Here is an 18,288-nt window from a genome sequence, read left to right as displayed (position 1 = left end):
TGCTTACCCTCCTAATGCAGCTTCAAGTGCTTCACTAACCGAGTGAACACCAATCAATTGAACATTTTTAGGACCTGTCCAGCCACTCAAATTATTAGCCGGTAAAATAATCCTTTCAAACCCAAGTTTCGCAGCCTCCTGGACTCGCTGTTCAATTCTTGAAACTCTCCTTATTTCTCCAGTGAGGCCCACCTCACCAATAATGCAATCTGTTGCTCTTGTTGGTTTATCTCGAAAACTTGAAGCGATACTGACTGCTACCGCCAAATCAATTGCTGGTTCATCTAGTTTTACCCCACCGGCAACCTTCAAATACGCATCTTGATTTTGTAACAACATACCGACCCGTTTCTCCAATACCGCCATTAATAGAGGCACACGGTTATGATCAATCCCTGTTGCCATTCTTCTTGGGTTGCCAAAACTCGTAGGGGATATTAATGCTTGTATTTCTACAAGAACGGGTCGAGTTCCTTCCATTGAAGCCACAACAGTTGAACCCGCTGCTCCTTGTGATCGTTCTTCTAGGAAAATCTCTGAAGGGTTTGCCACTTCTTCTAAACCTAATTCTTTCATTTCAAAAATACCCATTTCATTCGTAGAACCAAATCGGTTTTTGACTGCTCTTAAAATTCGATACGTATGATGCCTTTCCCCTTCAAAATACAGCACCGTATCCACCATATGTTCAAGCAACCTAGGGCCTGCAATTGACCCTTCTTTTGTTACATGCCCAACAATAAAAATCGCAATCCCTTTTGTTTTCCCGATTCTCATAAGCTCAGCCGTACACTCTCTTACCTGTGAAACACTACCAGGAGCCGAGGTCACTTCCGGATGATAAATAGTTTGAATGGAGTCAATGATAACAAAGTCCGGCTTCACCTCATCAATCGTTTGACTAATCTCTTCTAAGCTTGTCTCCGCATAAACAAGTAAATGTTCTGATGAAATATTTAATCTGTCAGCTCGTAGCTTCGTTTGTCTTATCGACTCTTCTCCAGAAATATAAAGTACCGAATGCTGTTTATTAGATAATTGGGAAGAAACTTGCAAGAGTAGTGTTGATTTCCCAATCCCAGGATCTCCACCAATTAAAACGAGCGATCCTCTGACAACGCCACCACCAAGAACGCGATTTAACTCCTTCATTTCCGTATAAATACGTGGCTCATTGACTGTTTCGATTTTTGGAATCGGCGTCGCTTTTGCTCTAATCGTTGTCTCTTGTGTATGTGCAAACGCCCCTCTCCTCGAGTTAGCAGGCTTCTCTACTTCTTCCGTCATTTTGTTCCATACGCCACACCCGGGGCATTTCCCCATCCACTTTGCCGATTCATAACCACATTCTTGACATATGAATTTTGATTTTCTTTTCGCCAATCTTCATTCTCCTTCTCTTTCGTACAACACATTTATATTCCTTACTATATCAATGGAACCGTTTGTATTCAAAGGTTAACATATAATTGGAAGAAAATTTGTTGTAATCAAAAAAGGTACACACTATTGATTAGCGTGTACCTTCTCTCTAGCATTTCATTATTTTTGTGCAGTACCAGTTGGTTCAGCTGTTTTTACGACAAATTCGCCGTCCTCAACATCGATTACTACCTCTTGACCAGTCAGCACTTTTCCTCTTAATAATTCCTCAGATAAGCGGTCTTCAATATGCTTTTGGATCGCTCTTCTAAGCGGTCTTGCACCATACTCTGGATCGTAGCCTTCTTCGGAAATTTTTACCTTAGCAGCTTCAGATAGGGATAATGTAATATCCTGTTCTTTCAAGCGGTTCGTTAAGGCGTCGGACATGAGTGTAACAATCTCTTGCAGATGCTTTCTTTCTAATGCATGGAAGACAATAATCTCATCGATACGGTTTAAGAATTCAGGTCTGAAGGCCTTTTTCAATTCCTCCATAACCTTGCCTTTCATATCTTTGTAATCATGTTCATCATCTTGAATATTGAAGCCTACATATTTATTGCGCTTAAGTGCTTCTGCACCAACATTTGACGTCATGATTAACACCGTGTTTCGAAAATCGACTGTACGCCCTTTAGAATCTGTTAACCGTCCATCTTCTAATACTTGCAGAAGAATGTTAAATACATCCGGATGGGCTTTCTCAATTTCATCTAGTAAGACAACTGAATACGGTTTTCTACGTACTTTCTCAGTTAATTGGCCTCCTTCTTCAAATCCAACATAACCTGGAGGTGAACCAACTAATCTAGATGTGGAGTGCTTCTCCATATACTCCGACATATCGATGCGAATCATTGCTTCCTCATCACCGAACATCGCTTCAGCTAAGGCGCGAGCAAGTTCTGTTTTACCCACCCCTGTTGGACCTAGGAAAACGAAAGAACCGATTGGTCTCTTCGGATCTTTAAGACCCGCTCTCGCCCGTCTAACTGCTTTAGAGATCGCCTTAACGGCTTCCTCTTGACCAATTACGCGAGAATGTAAGATTTCTTCTAAATTCAATAGTTTTTCTGTCTCAGTTTGTGCCAATTTAGTAACCGGAATTCCTGTCCAGTTAGAAACGACATTGGCAATATCCTCAACAGTCACTTCACTATTTTCTTTCCCTTGCTTTTCTTTCCACGTTTTCTTCGTTTCTTCTAACTTTTCTCTTAGTCTTTGTTCATTGTCTCTTAAAGAGGCTGCTTTCTCAAACTCTTGACTTTGAACAGCTGCATCCTTTTCTTTTCTTACATCTTCTAATTTAACTTCCAACTCCTTGAGGTTCGGAGGCGTTGTATAAGAACGGAGACGAACTTTTGAACCTGCTTCATCAATTAAATCAATCGCTTTATCTGGTAAGAAACGATCAGAGATATAACGATCTGATAATTTAACTGCCGCTTCAATGGATTGATCCGTAATGGTCACACGGTGATGAGCTTCATATCGGTCACGTAGTCCTTTTAAAATCTGTACAGACTCATCTGCAGTTGGCTCATCAACCGTAATTGGTTGGAATCTACGCTCAAGAGCTGCATCCTTCTCAATATATTTGCGATACTCATCTAGTGTCGTTGCTCCAATACATTGTAGCTCTCCACGCGCAAGTGATGGCTTTAGAATATTTGATGCATCAATCGCTCCTTCTGCTCCACCAGCGCCGATTAATGTATGCAACTCATCAATGAACAAAATAATGTTACCAGCTTGACGAATTTCGTCCATCACTTTCTTCAAACGATCCTCAAATTCGCCTCGGTATTTCGTACCTGCAACAACCGTACCCATATCTAATGTCATTACACGTTTATCACGTAGCGTCTCAGGCACTTCATTATTTATGATTTGTTGTGCTAGGCCTTCTGCTATTGCAGTTTTCCCAACACCAGGTTCTCCAATTAATACTGGGTTATTTTTAGTTCTTCTGCTTAATACTTCAATTACACGTTGAATCTCTTTACTACGGCCAATAACTGGATCTAAGCTTCCTTCACGTGCGATGGCAGTTAAGTCTCTTGCCAAGCCATCTAATGTTGGTGTATTTGCATTGGCTGACGAGCTGCCCTGATGTCCGTTAGACTCGCTACTTCCAAGTAATTGTAGTACTTGCTGTCTTGCTTTATTTAAACTTACACCAAGGTTATTAAGTACTCTTGCAGCTACACCTTCACCTTCTCTAATTAAACCAAGCAAGATGTGCTCAGTTCCCACATAGGAATGGCCCAACTTTCTTGCTTCATCCATTGATAGTTCAATTACTTTTTTAGCTCGTGGTGTATAATGCGGTGTTTGGGAGGCTTCTTGCCCTCTACCTATTAGATTTTCAACTTCCGTTTGAATTTTTTCTGAACCCAGACCTAAGGCATAAAGTGCTTTAGCGGCAATTCCTTCACCTTCACTTACTAACCCTAGAAGTATATGCTCAGTTCCAATATTGTTATGTCCTAAACGAATGGCTTCTTCCTGTGCTAATGCTAATACTTTTTGTGCTCTCTCAGTAAAACGTCCAAACATCATCTATCATCATCCTCCCAACTCTTGATCTTCCATTTTTAATCTTTCTCGAATAAGAGAAGCTCTGCGAATATCCCGTTCAAACGGTCGCAATGGGCCTCCAGCATATTGCTGTAAAAATCCTGGTTGTGTTAAGACCATTAACTCATTTAATATATTTTTTGATATGCCTTGTAGATAGTCCATGTCTATTCCAAGGCGAACATCCGATAAACATCTAGCCGCTTCTTTTGACTCAATGATTCGGCTATTAGATAAAATACCATAGGATCTGAAGACTCTATCTTCTAATTGTATGTTAGAGGTTTTCGCTAATGCTTCTCTTGCTGACCTTTCCTGCGAAATTAATTGCTCCACAACACTTTTTAAATCCTCAGCAATATCTTCTTCTGATTTCCCTAATGTGATTTGGTTAGAAACCTGAAAGATATTACCTAATGCTTCGCTACCTTCACCATAAATTCCTCTAACAACTAAACCAAGTTGGTTAATTGCCGGAATGATTCTATTCATTTGGTGAGTTAATACCAATCCTGGTAAATGCATCATGACAGAAGCTCTAAGTCCTGTGCCTACATTAGTTGGGCAACTAGTTAAATACCCTACCTGTTCATCATATGCATAATCAATCTCAGTTTCTAACCAATCATCAATTTGATTAGCAACTTCTAATGCTTCTGATAATTGAAACCCTGGAAATAAACACTGTATACGTATATGATCTTCTTCATTCAACATAATGCTAACCTCTTCATTTTCTGTAAGTAGGCAGGCACCATGACTAGCGTTTTCTGCTAAATGAGGACTAATTAAATGTTTTTCCATCAACACCCTTTTTTGCAAAGGTTGTAGATCATCCATCTGCAATAATGAAAAGTCACCATACGTATCAAAAGTCGATTTTTCCATTCTTGCTTTAATAATATCTATTACACGTTTAGCTTCATCATGGGAAAAGATTGTTGGAAAATTAACCTGTTTAATATTGCGGGCTAAACGAATTCTAGAACTAAGTACGATATCAGAATCAGGACCTTCCGCACTCATCCAAGAGCTGACAGCCTGATTGATAAACCTTTCTAAAGACAAGTTCATTCCCCTCCCTCTAGATGGTTTTTCATTTCTTTTTCCAATTGACGTATTGCGTCTCTTGTCTCTGCAGCTTTCTCAAATTCCTCTTTAGTTATAAGTTCTTTTAAGGTTATTTTCAAATCCTCAATTTGCTTTTTCAAATGGATATCTCCACCCATTCTTGTGGGAATTTTACCGTTATGATTCCAATTCCCACTATGAAGTCTCTTAATAATTGGCCTCAACTGTGCTCGAAAGGAATCATAACAATGGGCACATCCAAATTTCCCGACTTTAACAAATTGAGGAAAGGTCATCGAACATTGTTCACACTGTACTACCTGCGTTTGTTTATTTAACTGAGCTTGGTTATTTGCATAACTCGTATCTATATTAAATAATCCGCTCAATAGATTATTAATAGAAAATCCAGAGCCGTTATTTATCATAAACATATCGCCATGTTCTTGGGCACATTTTTCGCATAAATGGAACTCAGCCTTTTCACCATTCATAATTTTTGTAAAATGTAGAGTCGCAGGTCTCTGATTACATTCTCCAGAGCCGTTATTTATCATAAACATATCGCCATGTTCTTGGGCACATTTTTCGCATAAATGGAACTCAGCCTTTTCACCATTCATAATTTTTGTAAAATGTAGAGTCGCAGGTCTCTGATTACATTCTTGGCATATCATCTGTTTCACCCCTCCATACTTTACAGCCTACTTATATTTCAATGTATTTAGCATCGCAACAAGCATCCTTGCTCTTAACTCATCCCTATAGGGTAACTCTAAGTAAAGAACTGAACGGTCAATGACACTCAACATAATCTTCGCTTCTCTAGTAGTAATAATCTCTTCTTCAACTAATCTGTTTATAATATTTTCAGCACTATTTTGAGAAATACGATCACGTACAATCCCAATCAATTGATTAATTAAATCAACATAATCATATGCTTGCACTTTGGTAATTCTTATATAACCACCACCGCCACGTTTGCTTTCGACAGCATAGCCTTTTTCAACTGTAAACCGAGTATTTATTACGTAATTTATTTGAGATGGGACACATTGAAATTTATCAGCAATCTCGCTCCGCTTAATTTCAACAATTTCCCTTTCACTAAGTTCCAAGACTTCTTTAAGATATTTTTCAATAATATCTGATATATTTTTCACCCGGCCTCCCCCTATCTGACTTTGACTATATTTGACATAAATTATACATGATTTGTGTGAAATGTTGCAACGAAGTAGTATTATTAATTTTCCCCTTTTTTTCTAAATCTCAAACGTATGAAAGATAGGTTCGTTCATTAAATTTATATTATGTATAGATTATTTAATTGTTATTTGTCCATTTAAATAAACGAATGTATGATAGCACTACAAAAAAGAGCACATTCAAATGATGTGCTCTTTCATCTTGCCCGGCAACGTCCTACTCTCACAAGGGGACAGCCCCTAACTACCATCGGCGCTGAGAAGCTTAACTTCCGTGTTCGGTATGGGAACGGGTGTGACCTTCTCGCTATCGCCACCGGACTATGAAATTGTAAGGGAATCGTTCCCTCAAAACTAGGTAATGTTGAAGAAGATTGTTATTGAGTAATCGCCTATGCGTGCTGACGGTACTACTTACGTAGTGCTGTCTAGCTACGGCGCCTAGGTGCTCGAGGTCATAAGCCAAATTTGTCATGAGGTTAAAGAACAACCTCCTGTCAAATTCGTCTTATGCTTGTCGCACCTGGACAAGGCGCCTCCGCATTTCGTTTTTTGGTTAAGTCCTCGATCGATTAGTATTAGTCAGCTACATGTGTCGCCACACTTCCACCTCTAACCTATCAACCTGATCATCTTTCAGGGATCTTACTAGCTTGCGCTATGGGAAATCTCATCTCGAGGGGGGCTTCATGCTTAGATGCTTTCAGCACTTATCCCTTCCGCACATAGCTACCCAGCGATGCCTTTGGCAAGACAACTGGTACACCAGCGGTGCGTCCATCCCGGTCCTCTCGTACTAAGGACAGCTCCTCTCAAATTTCCTGCGCCCACGACGGATAGGGACCGAACTGTCTCACGACGTTCTGAACCCAGCTCGCGTACCGCTTTAATGGGCGAACAGCCCAACCCTTGGGACCGACTACAGCCCCAGGATGCGATGAGCCGACATCGAGGTGCCAAACCTCCCCGTCGATGTGGACTCTTGGGGGAGATAAGCCTGTTATCCCCGGGGTAGCTTTTATCCGTTGAGCGATGGCCCTTCCATGCGGAACCACCGGATCACTAAGCCCGACTTTCGTCCCTGCTCGACTTGTAGGTCTCGCAGTCAAGCTCCCTTGTGCCTTTACACTCTACGAATGATTTCCAACCATTCTGAGGGAACCTTTGGGCGCCTCCGTTACTCTTTAGGAGGCGACCGCCCCAGTCAAACTGCCCACCTGACACTGTCTCCCATCCCGATAAGGGATGTGGGTTAGAATTTCAATACAGCGGGGGTAGTATCCCACCGACGCCTCCACCGAAGCTAGCGCTCCGGCTTCTAAGGCTCCTACCTATCCTGTACAAGCTGTACCAAAATTCAATATCAGGCTACAGTAAAGCTCCACGGGGTCTTTCCGTCCTGTCGCGGGTAACCTGCATCTTCACAGGTACTATAATTTCACCGAGTCTCTCGTTGAGACAGTGCCCAGATCGTTACGCCTTTCGTGCGGGTCGGAACTTACCCGACAAGGAATTTCGCTACCTTAGGACCGTTATAGTTACGGCCGCCGTTTACTGGGGCTTCGATTCAAAGCTTCGCGTGAGCTAACCTCTCCTCTTAACCTTCCAGCACCGGGCAGGCGTCAGCCCCTATACTTCGCCTTGCGGCTTCGCAGAGACCTGTGTTTTTGCTAAACAGTCGCCTGGGCCTATTCACTGCGGCTCATCAAGGCTTTAACACCCTAATGAGCACCCCTTCTCCCGAAGTTACGGGGTCATTTTGCCGAGTTCCTTAACGAGAGTTCTCTCGCTCACCTTAGGATTCTCTCCTCGCCTACCTGTGTCGGTTTGCGGTACGGGCACCTTATTCCTCGCTAGAGGCTTTTCTTGGCAGTGTGGAATCAAGAACTTCGGTACTAAATTTCCCTCGCTATCACAGCTCAAGGTATGTGACCATGGGATTTGCCTCATGGTCCCTCTAACTGCTTAGACGCACATCCAATAGTGCGCTTACCCTATCCTCCTGCGTCCCCCCATCACTCAAACAGAATACGGTGGTACAGGAATATCAACCTGTTGTCCATCGCCTACGCTTTTCAGCCTCGGCTTAGGTCCCGACTAACCCTGAGCGGACGAGCCTTCCTCAGGAAACCTTAGGCATTCGGTGGATGGGATTCTCACCCATCTTTCGCTACTCATACCGGCATTCTCACTTCTAAGCGCTCCACCAGTCCTTACGGTCTAGCTTCAACGCCCTTAGAACGCTCTCCTACCACTGAACATCTACGATGTTCAATCCACAGCTTCGGTGATACGTTTAGCCCCGGTACATTTTCGGCGCGGAGTCACTCGACCAGTGAGCTATTACGCACTCTTTAAATGGTGGCTGCTTCTAAGCCAACATCCTGGTTGTCTAAGCAACTCCACATCCTTTTCCACTTAACGTATACTTTGGGACCTTAGCTGGTGGTCTGGGCTGTTTCCCTCTTGACTACGGATCTTATCACTCGCAGTCTGACTCCCATGGATAAATCTTTGGCATTCGGAGTTTGTCTGAATTCGGTAACCCGATGAGGGCCCCTAGTCCAAACAGTGCTCTACCTCCAAGATTCTTACGCATGAGGCTAGCCCTAAAGCTATTTCGGAGAGAACCAGCTATCTCCAAGTTCGATTGGAATTTCTCCGCTACCCACACCTCATCCCCGCACTTTTCAACGTACGTGGGTTCGGGCCTCCATCCAGTGTTACCTGGACTTCACCCTGGACATGGGTAGATCACCTGGTTTCGGGTCTACGACCACATACTATATTCGCCCTATTCAGACTCGCTTTCGCTACGGCTCCGTCTGTCCAACTTAACCTCGCATGTAATCGTAACTCGCCGGTTCATTCTACAAAAGGCACGCTATCACCCATTAACGGGCTCTAACTACTTGTAGGCACACGGTTTCAGGATCTCTTTCACTCCCCTTCCGGGGTGCTTTTCACCTTTCCCTCACGGTACTGGTTCACTATCGGTCACTAGGGAGTATTTAGCCTTGGGAGATGGTCCTCCCTGCTTCCGACGGGATTTCTCGTGTCCCGCCGTACTCAGGATCCACTCTGGAGGGAACGAAGTTTCGACTACAGGGCTTTTACCTCCTATGGCGGGCCTTTCCAGACCTCTTCGTCTATCTCGTTCCTTTGTAACTCCGTATAGAATGTCCTACAACCCCAAGAGGCAAGCCTCTTGGTTTGGGCTAATCCCGTTTCGCTCGCCGCTACTCAGGGAATCGCGTTTGCTTTCTCTTCCTCCGGGTACTTAGATGTTTCAGTTCCCCGGGTCTGCCTTCCATACCCTATGTATTCAGGTATGGATCCTATCCCATAACGGATAGGGGGTTTCCCCATTCGGAAATCTCCGGATCAAAGCTTACTTACAGCTCCCCGAAGCATATCGGTGTTAGTCCCGTCCTTCATCGGCTCCTAGTGCCAAGGCATTCACCGTGCGCCCTTATTAACTTAACCTATGTTTGGGTTGCTTTCGCTTCCCTCACGGTTGTGTTTATTAAAAAAAGTTTAGTATTTCATACTCTATATAATATAGAGAGAAAATAACTAAGGTGGCGATTACTCGGTAATCTTCTTCATTACATTATCTAGTTTTCAAAGAACGATTTGTTGGTGGAGCCTAGCGGGATCGAACCGCTGACCTCCTGCGTGCAAAGCAGGCGCTCTCCCAGCTGAGCTAAGGCCCCGTATTAAAGTTGAAATGGTGGGCCTAAATGGACTCGAACCATCGACCTCACGCTTATCAGGCGTGCGCTCTAACCAGCTGAGCTATAGGCCCACATAACTTTACGGTAAAGTATTTATTCATATCAAAGAGATTGCACTCTCAAAACTGAACGAACAGTCTAACATCAAGTCAATTCCGTATATTCCTTAGAAAGGAGGTGATCCAGCCGCACCTTCCGATACGGCTACCTTGTTACGACTTCACCCCAATCATCTGTCCCACCTTAGGCGGCTGGCTCCAAAAGGTTACCCCACCGACTTCGGGTGTTACAAACTCTCGTGGTGTGACGGGCGGTGTGTACAAGGCCCGGGAACGTATTCACCGCGGCATGCTGATCCGCGATTACTAGCGATTCCGGCTTCATGTAGGCGAGTTGCAGCCTACAATCCGAACTGAGAATGGTTTTATGGGATTGGCTAAACCTCGCGGTCTTGCAGCCCTTTGTACCATCCATTGTAGCACGTGTGTAGCCCAGGTCATAAGGGGCATGATGATTTGACGTCATCCCCACCTTCCTCCGGTTTGTCACCGGCAGTCACCTTAGAGTGCCCAACTGAATGCTGGCAACTAAGATCAAGGGTTGCGCTCGTTGCGGGACTTAACCCAACATCTCACGACACGAGCTGACGACAACCATGCACCACCTGTCACTCTGTCCCCCGAAGGGGAAAGTCCTATCTCTAGGATTGTCAGAGGATGTCAAGACCTGGTAAGGTTCTTCGCGTTGCTTCGAATTAAACCACATGCTCCACCGCTTGTGCGGGCCCCCGTCAATTCCTTTGAGTTTCAACCTTGCGGTCGTACTCCCCAGGCGGAGTGCTTAATGCGTTTGCTGCAGCACTAAAGGGCGGAAACCCTCTAACACTTAGCACTCATCGTTTACGGCGTGGACTACCAGGGTATCTAATCCTGTTTGCTCCCCACGCTTTCGCGCCTCAGCGTCAGTTACAGACCAGAAAGTCGCCTTCGCCACTGGTGTTCCTCCAAATCTCTACGCATTTCACCGCTACACTTGGAATTCCACTTTCCTCTTCTGCACTCAAGTTCCCCAGTTTCCAATGACCCTCCACGGTTGAGCCGTGGGCTTTCACATCAGACTTAAGGAACCGCCTGCGCGCGCTTTACGCCCAATAATTCCGGACAACGCTTGCCACCTACGTATTACCGCGGCTGCTGGCACGTAGTTAGCCGTGGCTTTCTGGTTAGGTACCGTCAAGGTACCGGCAGTTACTCCGATACTTGTTCTTCCCTAACAACAGAGTTTTACGATCCGAAAACCTTCATCACTCACGCGGCGTTGCTCCGTCAGACTTTCGTCCATTGCGGAAGATTCCCTACTGCTGCCTCCCGTAGGAGTCTGGGCCGTGTCTCAGTCCCAGTGTGGCCGATCACCCTCTCAGGTCGGCTACGCATCGTCGCCTTGGTGAGCCGTTACCTCACCAACTAGCTAATGCGCCGCGGGCCCATCTGTAAGTGATAGCAGAACCATCTTTCAATCTAATTATATGTATAAATAGATATTATCCGGTATTAGCCCCGGTTTCCCGGAGTTATCCCAGTCTTACAGGCAGGTTGCCCACGTGTTACTCACCCGTCCGCCGCTAATCATTGGGAGCAAGCTCCCTCTGATTCGCTCGACTTGCATGTATTAGGCACGCCGCCAGCGTTCGTCCTGAGCCAGGATCAAACTCTCCAATAAAGTGTTTGATTAGCTCGTTTGCACCTATGGTGCTTTGTTGCTGATAAATCAGCTTTTTTAGAATTACGCTTGACGTTTTATGTTCGTTCAGTTTTCAAAGAACAATCTCGTTCGCTTCAGAAGCGACTTTATAATCATACAACATCTTAAGTTGTTATGTCAATAACTTTTTTTAAAATGTTTTTGGTGGAGCCTAGCGGGATCGAACCGCTGACCTCCTGCGTGCAAAGCAGGCGCTCTCCCAGCTGAGCTAAGGCCCCAAAAAAGTAATAAAAATGGTCGGGAAGACAGGATTCGAACCTGCGACCCCTTGGTCCCAAACCAAGTGCTCTACCAAGCTGAGCTACTTCCCGTTTATGGCGCGCCCGAGAGGAGTCGAACCCCTAACCTTTTGATCCGTAGTCAAACGCTCTATCCAATTGAGCTACGGGCGCATCAATAAGTGGTGCCGAGGACCGGAATCGAACCGGTACGGTAGTCACCTACCGCAGGATTTTAAGTCCTGTGCGTCTGCCAGTTCCGCCACCCCGGCACTTATTGGAGCGGAAGACGGGATTCGAACCCGCGACCCTCACCTTGGCAAGGTGATGTTCTACCACTGAACTACTTCCGCAAATATTAAAATAAAAATGGTGCGGGTGAAGGGAGTCGAACCCCCACGCCTTGCGGCGCCAGATCCTAAGTCTGGTGCGTCTGCCAATTCCGCCACACCCGCATATATAAATGGTGAGCCATGAAGGACTCGAACCTTCGACCCTCTGATTAAAAGTCAGATGCTCTACCAACTGAGCTAATGGCTCGTACAAGTGGTGCCGGCCAGAGGACTTGAACCCCCAACCTACTGATTACAAGTCAGTTGCTCTACCAATTGAGCTAGGCCGGCAAATAAACACAAAAAAATGGTGGAGGATGACGGGATCGAACCGCCGACCCTCTGCTTGTAAGGCAGATGCTCTCCCAGCTGAGCTAATCCTCCAATATGTATGCCCGGCAACGTCCTACTCTCACAAGGGGACAGCCCCTAACTACCATCGGCGCTGAGAAGCTTAACTTCCGTGTTCGGTATGGGAACGGGTGTGACCTTCTCGCTATCGCCACCGGACTATGAAATTGTAAGGGAATCGTTCCCTCAAAACTAGGTAATGTTGAAGAAGATTGTTATTGAGTAATCGCCTATGCGTGCTGACGGTACTACTTACGTAGTGCTGTCTAGCTACGGCGCCTAGGTGCTCGAGGTCATAAGCCAAATTTGTCATGAGGTTAAAGAACAACCTCCTGTCAAATTCGTCTTATGCTTGTCGCACCTGGACAAGGCGCCTCCGCATTTCGTTTTTTGGTTAAGTCCTCGATCGATTAGTATTAGTCAGCTACATGTGTCGCCACACTTCCACCTCTAACCTATCAACCTGATCATCTTTCAGGGATCTTACTAGCTTGCGCTATGGGAAATCTCATCTCGAGGGGGGCTTCATGCTTAGATGCTTTCAGCACTTATCCCTTCCGCACATAGCTACCCAGCGATGCCTTTGGCAAGACAACTGGTACACCAGCGGTGCGTCCATCCCGGTCCTCTCGTACTAAGGACAGCTCCTCTCAAATTTCCTGCGCCCACGACGGATAGGGACCGAACTGTCTCACGACGTTCTGAACCCAGCTCGCGTACCGCTTTAATGGGCGAACAGCCCAACCCTTGGGACCGACTACAGCCCCAGGATGCGATGAGCCGACATCGAGGTGCCAAACCTCCCCGTCGATGTGGACTCTTGGGGGAGATAAGCCTGTTATCCCCGGGGTAGCTTTTATCCGTTGAGCGATGGCCCTTCCATGCGGAACCACCGGATCACTAAGCCCGACTTTCGTCCCTGCTCGACTTGTAGGTCTCGCAGTCAAGCTCCCTTGTGCCTTTACACTCTACGAATGATTTCCAACCATTCTGAGGGAACCTTTGGGCGCCTCCGTTACTCTTTAGGAGGCGACCGCCCCAGTCAAACTGCCCACCTGACACTGTCTCCCATCCCGATAAGGGATGTGGGTTAGAATTTCAATACAGCGGGGGTAGTATCCCACCGACGCCTCCACCGAAGCTAGCGCTCCGGCTTCTAAGGCTCCTACCTATCCTGTACAAGCTGTACCAAAATTCAATATCAGGCTACAGTAAAGCTCCACGGGGTCTTTCCGTCCTGTCGCGGGTAACCTGCATCTTCACAGGTACTATAATTTCACCGAGTCTCTCGTTGAGACAGTGCCCAGATCGTTACGCCTTTCGTGCGGGTCGGAACTTACCCGACAAGGAATTTCGCTACCTTAGGACCGTTATAGTTACGGCCGCCGTTTACTGGGGCTTCGATTCAAAGCTTCGCGTGAGCTAACCTCTCCTCTTAACCTTCCAGCACCGGGCAGGCGTCAGCCCCTATACTTCGCCTTGCGGCTTCGCAGAGACCTGTGTTTTTGCTAAACAGTCGCCTGGGCCTATTCACTGCGGCTCATCAAGGCTTTAACACCCTAATGAGCACCCCTTCTCCCGAAGTTACGGGGTCATTTTGCCGAGTTCCTTAACGAGAGTTCTCTCGCTCACCTTAGGATTCTCTCCTCGCCTACCTGTGTCGGTTTGCGGTACGGGCACCTTATTCCTCGCTAGAGGCTTTTCTTGGCAGTGTGGAATCAAGAACTTCGGTACTAAATTTCCCTCGCTATCACAGCTCAAGGTATGTGACCATGGGATTTGCCTCATGGTCCCTCTAACTGCTTAGACGCACATCCAATAGTGCGCTTACCCTATCCTCCTGCGTCCCCCCATCACTCAAACAGAATACGGTGGTACAGGAATATCAACCTGTTGTCCATCGCCTACGCTTTTCAGCCTCGGCTTAGGTCCCGACTAACCCTGAGCGGACGAGCCTTCCTCAGGAAACCTTAGGCATTCGGTGGATGGGATTCTCACCCATCTTTCGCTACTCATACCGGCATTCTCACTTCTAAGCGCTCCACCAGTCCTTACGGTCTAGCTTCAACGCCCTTAGAACGCTCTCCTACCACTGAACATCTACGATGTTCAATCCACAGCTTCGGTGATACGTTTAGCCCCGGTACATTTTCGGCGCGGAGTCACTCGACCAGTGAGCTATTACGCACTCTTTAAATGGTGGCTGCTTCTAAGCCAACATCCTGGTTGTCTAAGCAACTCCACATCCTTTTCCACTTAACGTATACTTTGGGACCTTAGCTGGTGGTCTGGGCTGTTTCCCTCTTGACTACGGATCTTATCACTCGCAGTCTGACTCCCATGGATAAATCTTTGGCATTCGGAGTTTGTCTGAATTCGGTAACCCGATGAGGGCCCCTAGTCCAAACAGTGCTCTACCTCCAAGATTCTTACGCATGAGGCTAGCCCTAAAGCTATTTCGGAGAGAACCAGCTATCTCCAAGTTCGATTGGAATTTCTCCGCTACCCACACCTCATCCCCGCACTTTTCAACGTACGTGGGTTCGGGCCTCCATCCAGTGTTACCTGGACTTCACCCTGGACATGGGTAGATCACCTGGTTTCGGGTCTACGACCACATACTATATTCGCCCTATTCAGACTCGCTTTCGCTACGGCTCCGTCTGTCCAACTTAACCTCGCATGTAATCGTAACTCGCCGGTTCATTCTACAAAAGGCACGCTATCACCCATTAACGGGCTCTAACTACTTGTAGGCACACGGTTTCAGGATCTCTTTCACTCCCCTTCCGGGGTGCTTTTCACCTTTCCCTCACGGTACTGGTTCACTATCGGTCACTAGGGAGTATTTAGCCTTGGGAGATGGTCCTCCCTGCTTCCGACGGGATTTCTCGTGTCCCGCCGTACTCAGGATCCACTCTGGAGGGAACGAAGTTTCGACTACAGGGCTTTTACCTCCTATGGCGGGCCTTTCCAGACCTCTTCGTCTATCTCGTTCCTTTGTAACTCCGTATAGAATGTCCTACAACCCCAAGAGGCAAGCCTCTTGGTTTGGGCTAATCCCGTTTCGCTCGCCGCTACTCAGGGAATCGCGTTTGCTTTCTCTTCCTCCGGGTACTTAGATGTTTCAGTTCCCCGGGTCTGCCTTCCATACCCTATGTATTCAGGTATGGATCCTATCCCATAACGGATAGGGGGTTTCCCCATTCGGAAATCTCCGGATCAAAGCTTACTTACAGCTCCCCGAAGCATATCGGTGTTAGTCCCGTCCTTCATCGGCTCCTAGTGCCAAGGCATTCACCGTGCGCCCTTATTAACTTAACCTATGTTTGGGTTGCTTTCGCTTCCCTCACGGTTGTGTTTATTAAAAAAAGTTTAGTATTTCATACTCTATATAATATAGAGAGAAAATAACTAAGGTGGCGATTACTCGGTAATCTTCTTCATTACATTATCTAGTTTTCAAAGAACGATTGAATTGAGAGATTATACTCTCAAAACTGAACGAACAATCTAACATCAAGTTAATTCCGTATATTCCTTAGAAAGGAGGTGATCCAGCCGCACCTTCCGATACGGCTACCTTGTTACGACTTCACCCCAATCATCTGTCCCACCTTAGGCGGCTGGCTCCAAAAGGTTACCCCACCGACTTCGGGTGTTACAAACTCTCGTGGTGTGACGGGCGGTGTGTACAAGGCCCGGGAACGTATTCACCGCGGCATGCTGATCCGCGATTACTAGCGATTCCGGCTTCATGTAGGCGAGTTGCAGCCTACAATCCGAACTGAGAATGGTTTTATGGGATTGGCTAAACCTCGCGGTCTTGCAGCCCTTTGTACCATCCATTGTAGCACGTGTGTAGCCCAGGTCATAAGGGGCATGATGATTTGACGTCATCCCCACCTTCCTCCGGTTTGTCACCGGCAGTCACCTTAGAGTGCCCAACTAAATGCTGGCAACTAAGATCAAGGGTTGCGCTCGTTGCGGGACTTAACCCAACATCTCACGACACGAGCTGACGACAACCATGCACCACCTGTCACTCTGTCCCCCGAAGGGGAAAGTCCTATCTCTAGGATTGTCAGAGGATGTCAAGACCTGGTAAGGTTCTTCGCGTTGCTTCGAATTAAACCACATGCTCCACCGCTTGTGCGGGCCCCCGTCAATTCCTTTGAGTTTCAACCTTGCGGTCGTACTCCCCAGGCGGAGTGCTTAATGCGTTTGCTGCAGCACTAAAGGGCGGAAACCCTCTAACACTTAGCACTCATCGTTTACGGCGTGGACTACCAGGGTATCTAATCCTGTTTGCTCCCCACGCTTTCGCGCCTCAGCGTCAGTTACAGACCAGAAAGTCGCCTTCGCCACTGGTGTTCCTCCAAATCTCTACGCATTTCACCGCTACACTTGGAATTCCACTTTCCTCTTCTGCACTCAAGTTCCCCAGTTTCCAATGACCCTCCACGGTTGAGCCGTGGGCTTTCACATCAGACTTAAGGAACCGCCTGCGCGCGCTTTACGCCCAATAATTCCGGACAACGCTTGCCACCTACGTATTACCGCGGCTGCTGGCACGTAGTTAGCCGTGGCTTTCTGGTTAGGTACCGTCAAGGTACCGGCAGTTACTCCGATACTTGTTCTTCCCTAACAACAGAGTTTTACGATCCGAAAACCTTCATCACTCACGCGGCGTTGCTCCGTCAGACTTTCGTCCATTGCGGAAGATTCCCTACTGCTGCCTCCCGTAGGAGTCTGGGCCGTGTCTCAGTCCCAGTGTGGCCGATCACCCTCTCAGGTCGGCTACGCATCGTCGCCTTGGTGAGCCGTTACCTCACCAACTAGCTAATGCGCCGCGGGCCCATCTGTAAGTGATAGCAGAACCATCTTTCAATCTAATTATATGTATAAATAGATATTATCCGGTATTAGCCCCGGTTTCCCGGAGTTATCCCAGTCTTACAGGCAGGTTGCCCACGTGTTACTCACCCGTCCGCCGCTAATCATCGGGAGCAAGCTCCCTCTGATTCGCTCGACTTGCATGTATTAGGCACGCCGCCAGCGTTCGTCCTGAGCCAGGATCAAACTCTCCAATAAAGTGTTTGATTAGCTCGTTTGCACCTATGGTGCTTCGTTGCTGATAAATCAGCTTTTTTTTAGAATTACGCTTGACGTTTTATGTTCGTTCAGTTTTCAAAGAACAATCTCAATCGCTTCAGAAGCGACTTTATTATCTTACCACCCCGTCATCATCATGTCAACTATTTTTTAAAAATAATTTTTGATGAATGATTGAGCAAATCTCGCTCTCTCTTGGGGACAAAAACTACTATATCACGATTAAAAAGTGTTTGCAATATAATTTTTAAAGTTTTTATAAAGAAACTTCTTTTTTTAAAAAACAAACTTCAAATCTGTCATTTAGCTTCTCAACTAATCTTTTAATAAGTTTTTTCTATTGTACTATTACTTTAATTAAATAAGTAAAATCTTCACCATTAAAAACCAGTCTCTTTTTATATTCTATACCGAATCCTTATACAAAAACATCTATTTGTTCCTTAACTTTCACATAACTTCCATTCACACCGCTTCATTTGTTTAA

Annotated in this window: 5 protein-coding genes, 11 tRNA genes and 6 rRNA genes; all 22 read right to left on the bottom strand. The window is 46.3% G+C overall.

What is annotated here, in order from left to right:
* Positions 1-3: 3 nt before the first annotated feature.
* Entirely contained in the window at positions 4-1,383 is a 1,380-nt protein-coding gene (gene radA / locus MHH73_RS00560) for a DNA repair protein RadA (protein WP_191816914.1), read from the bottom strand.
* Between the two features lie 159 nt (positions 1,384-1,542).
* Positions 1,543-3,987: an ATP-dependent protease ATP-binding subunit ClpC gene (gene clpC, locus MHH73_RS00555; protein WP_341064005.1), complete on the bottom strand. Its 2,445-nt coding sequence runs from the start codon at positions 3,985-3,987 to the stop codon at positions 1,543-1,545.
* A gap of 6 nt (positions 3,988-3,993) precedes the next feature.
* Positions 3,994-5,073 carry a protein arginine kinase gene (locus MHH73_RS00550; protein WP_191816916.1) on the bottom strand — a complete coding sequence of 360 codons (1,080 nt, stop codon included), beginning with the start codon at positions 5,071-5,073 and terminating at the stop codon, positions 3,994-3,996.
* A 2-nt stretch (positions 5,074-5,075) separates the two neighbouring features.
* Positions 5,076-5,633 carry a UvrB/UvrC motif-containing protein gene (locus tag MHH73_RS00545; protein WP_341069591.1) on the bottom strand — a complete coding sequence of 186 codons (558 nt, stop codon included), beginning with the start codon at positions 5,631-5,633 and terminating at the stop codon, positions 5,076-5,078.
* Between the two features lie 147 nt (positions 5,634-5,780).
* Positions 5,781-6,242, bottom strand: coding sequence for a CtsR family transcriptional regulator (locus tag MHH73_RS00540; RefSeq protein ID WP_191816918.1), 462 nt, complete (start codon positions 6,240-6,242; stop codon positions 5,781-5,783).
* A gap of 249 nt (positions 6,243-6,491) precedes the next feature.
* A 5S ribosomal RNA gene (rrf, locus tag MHH73_RS00535) occupies positions 6,492-6,608 on the bottom strand.
* A gap of 231 nt (positions 6,609-6,839) precedes the next feature.
* Positions 6,840-9,773, bottom strand: a 23S ribosomal RNA gene (locus MHH73_RS00530).
* A 154-nt stretch (positions 9,774-9,927) separates the two neighbouring features.
* Positions 9,928-10,003, bottom strand: a tRNA-Ala gene (locus tag MHH73_RS00525).
* Between the two features lie 15 nt (positions 10,004-10,018).
* Positions 10,019-10,095, bottom strand: a tRNA-Ile gene (locus MHH73_RS00520).
* Between the two features lie 99 nt (positions 10,096-10,194).
* Positions 10,195-11,743 (bottom strand): 16S ribosomal RNA (locus tag MHH73_RS00515).
* Positions 11,744-11,927: 184 nt separating this feature from the next.
* Positions 11,928-12,003, bottom strand: a tRNA-Ala gene (locus MHH73_RS00510).
* A gap of 16 nt (positions 12,004-12,019) precedes the next feature.
* A tRNA-Pro gene (locus MHH73_RS00505) sits at positions 12,020-12,096 on the bottom strand.
* 4 nt (positions 12,097-12,100) lie between these two features.
* Positions 12,101-12,177 (bottom strand) — tRNA-Arg (locus tag MHH73_RS00500).
* Positions 12,178-12,186: 9 nt separating this feature from the next.
* Positions 12,187-12,275, bottom strand: a tRNA-Leu gene (locus tag MHH73_RS00495).
* Between the two features lie 6 nt (positions 12,276-12,281).
* Positions 12,282-12,356: transfer RNA gene (locus tag MHH73_RS00490), tRNA-Gly, on the bottom strand.
* Between the two features lie 17 nt (positions 12,357-12,373).
* A tRNA-Leu gene (locus MHH73_RS00485) sits at positions 12,374-12,458 on the bottom strand.
* Between the two features lie 9 nt (positions 12,459-12,467).
* Positions 12,468-12,543: transfer RNA gene (locus MHH73_RS00480), tRNA-Lys, on the bottom strand.
* A 7-nt stretch (positions 12,544-12,550) separates the two neighbouring features.
* A tRNA-Thr gene (locus MHH73_RS00475) sits at positions 12,551-12,626 on the bottom strand.
* A 17-nt stretch (positions 12,627-12,643) separates the two neighbouring features.
* Positions 12,644-12,719: transfer RNA gene (locus tag MHH73_RS00470), tRNA-Val, on the bottom strand.
* Positions 12,720-12,728: 9 nt separating this feature from the next.
* A 5S ribosomal RNA gene (gene rrf, locus MHH73_RS00465) occupies positions 12,729-12,845 on the bottom strand.
* Between the two features lie 231 nt (positions 12,846-13,076).
* Positions 13,077-16,010: ribosomal RNA gene (locus tag MHH73_RS00460) — 23S ribosomal RNA — on the bottom strand.
* Positions 16,011-16,231: 221 nt separating this feature from the next.
* Positions 16,232-17,780: ribosomal RNA gene (locus MHH73_RS00455) — 16S ribosomal RNA — on the bottom strand.
* Together the 16S, 23S and 5S rRNA genes with 11 tRNA genes alongside form the textbook arrangement of a ribosomal RNA operon.
* Positions 17,781-18,288: the final 508 nt, after the last annotated feature.

The organism is Cytobacillus sp. FSL K6-0265 (assembly GCF_038003465.1).
GTDB classification, from domain to species: Bacteria; Bacillota; Bacilli; order Bacillales; family Cytobacillaceae; genus Cytobacillus; species Cytobacillus stercorigallinarum.
This window is presented reverse-complemented; position numbering and strand designations above follow the sequence as displayed.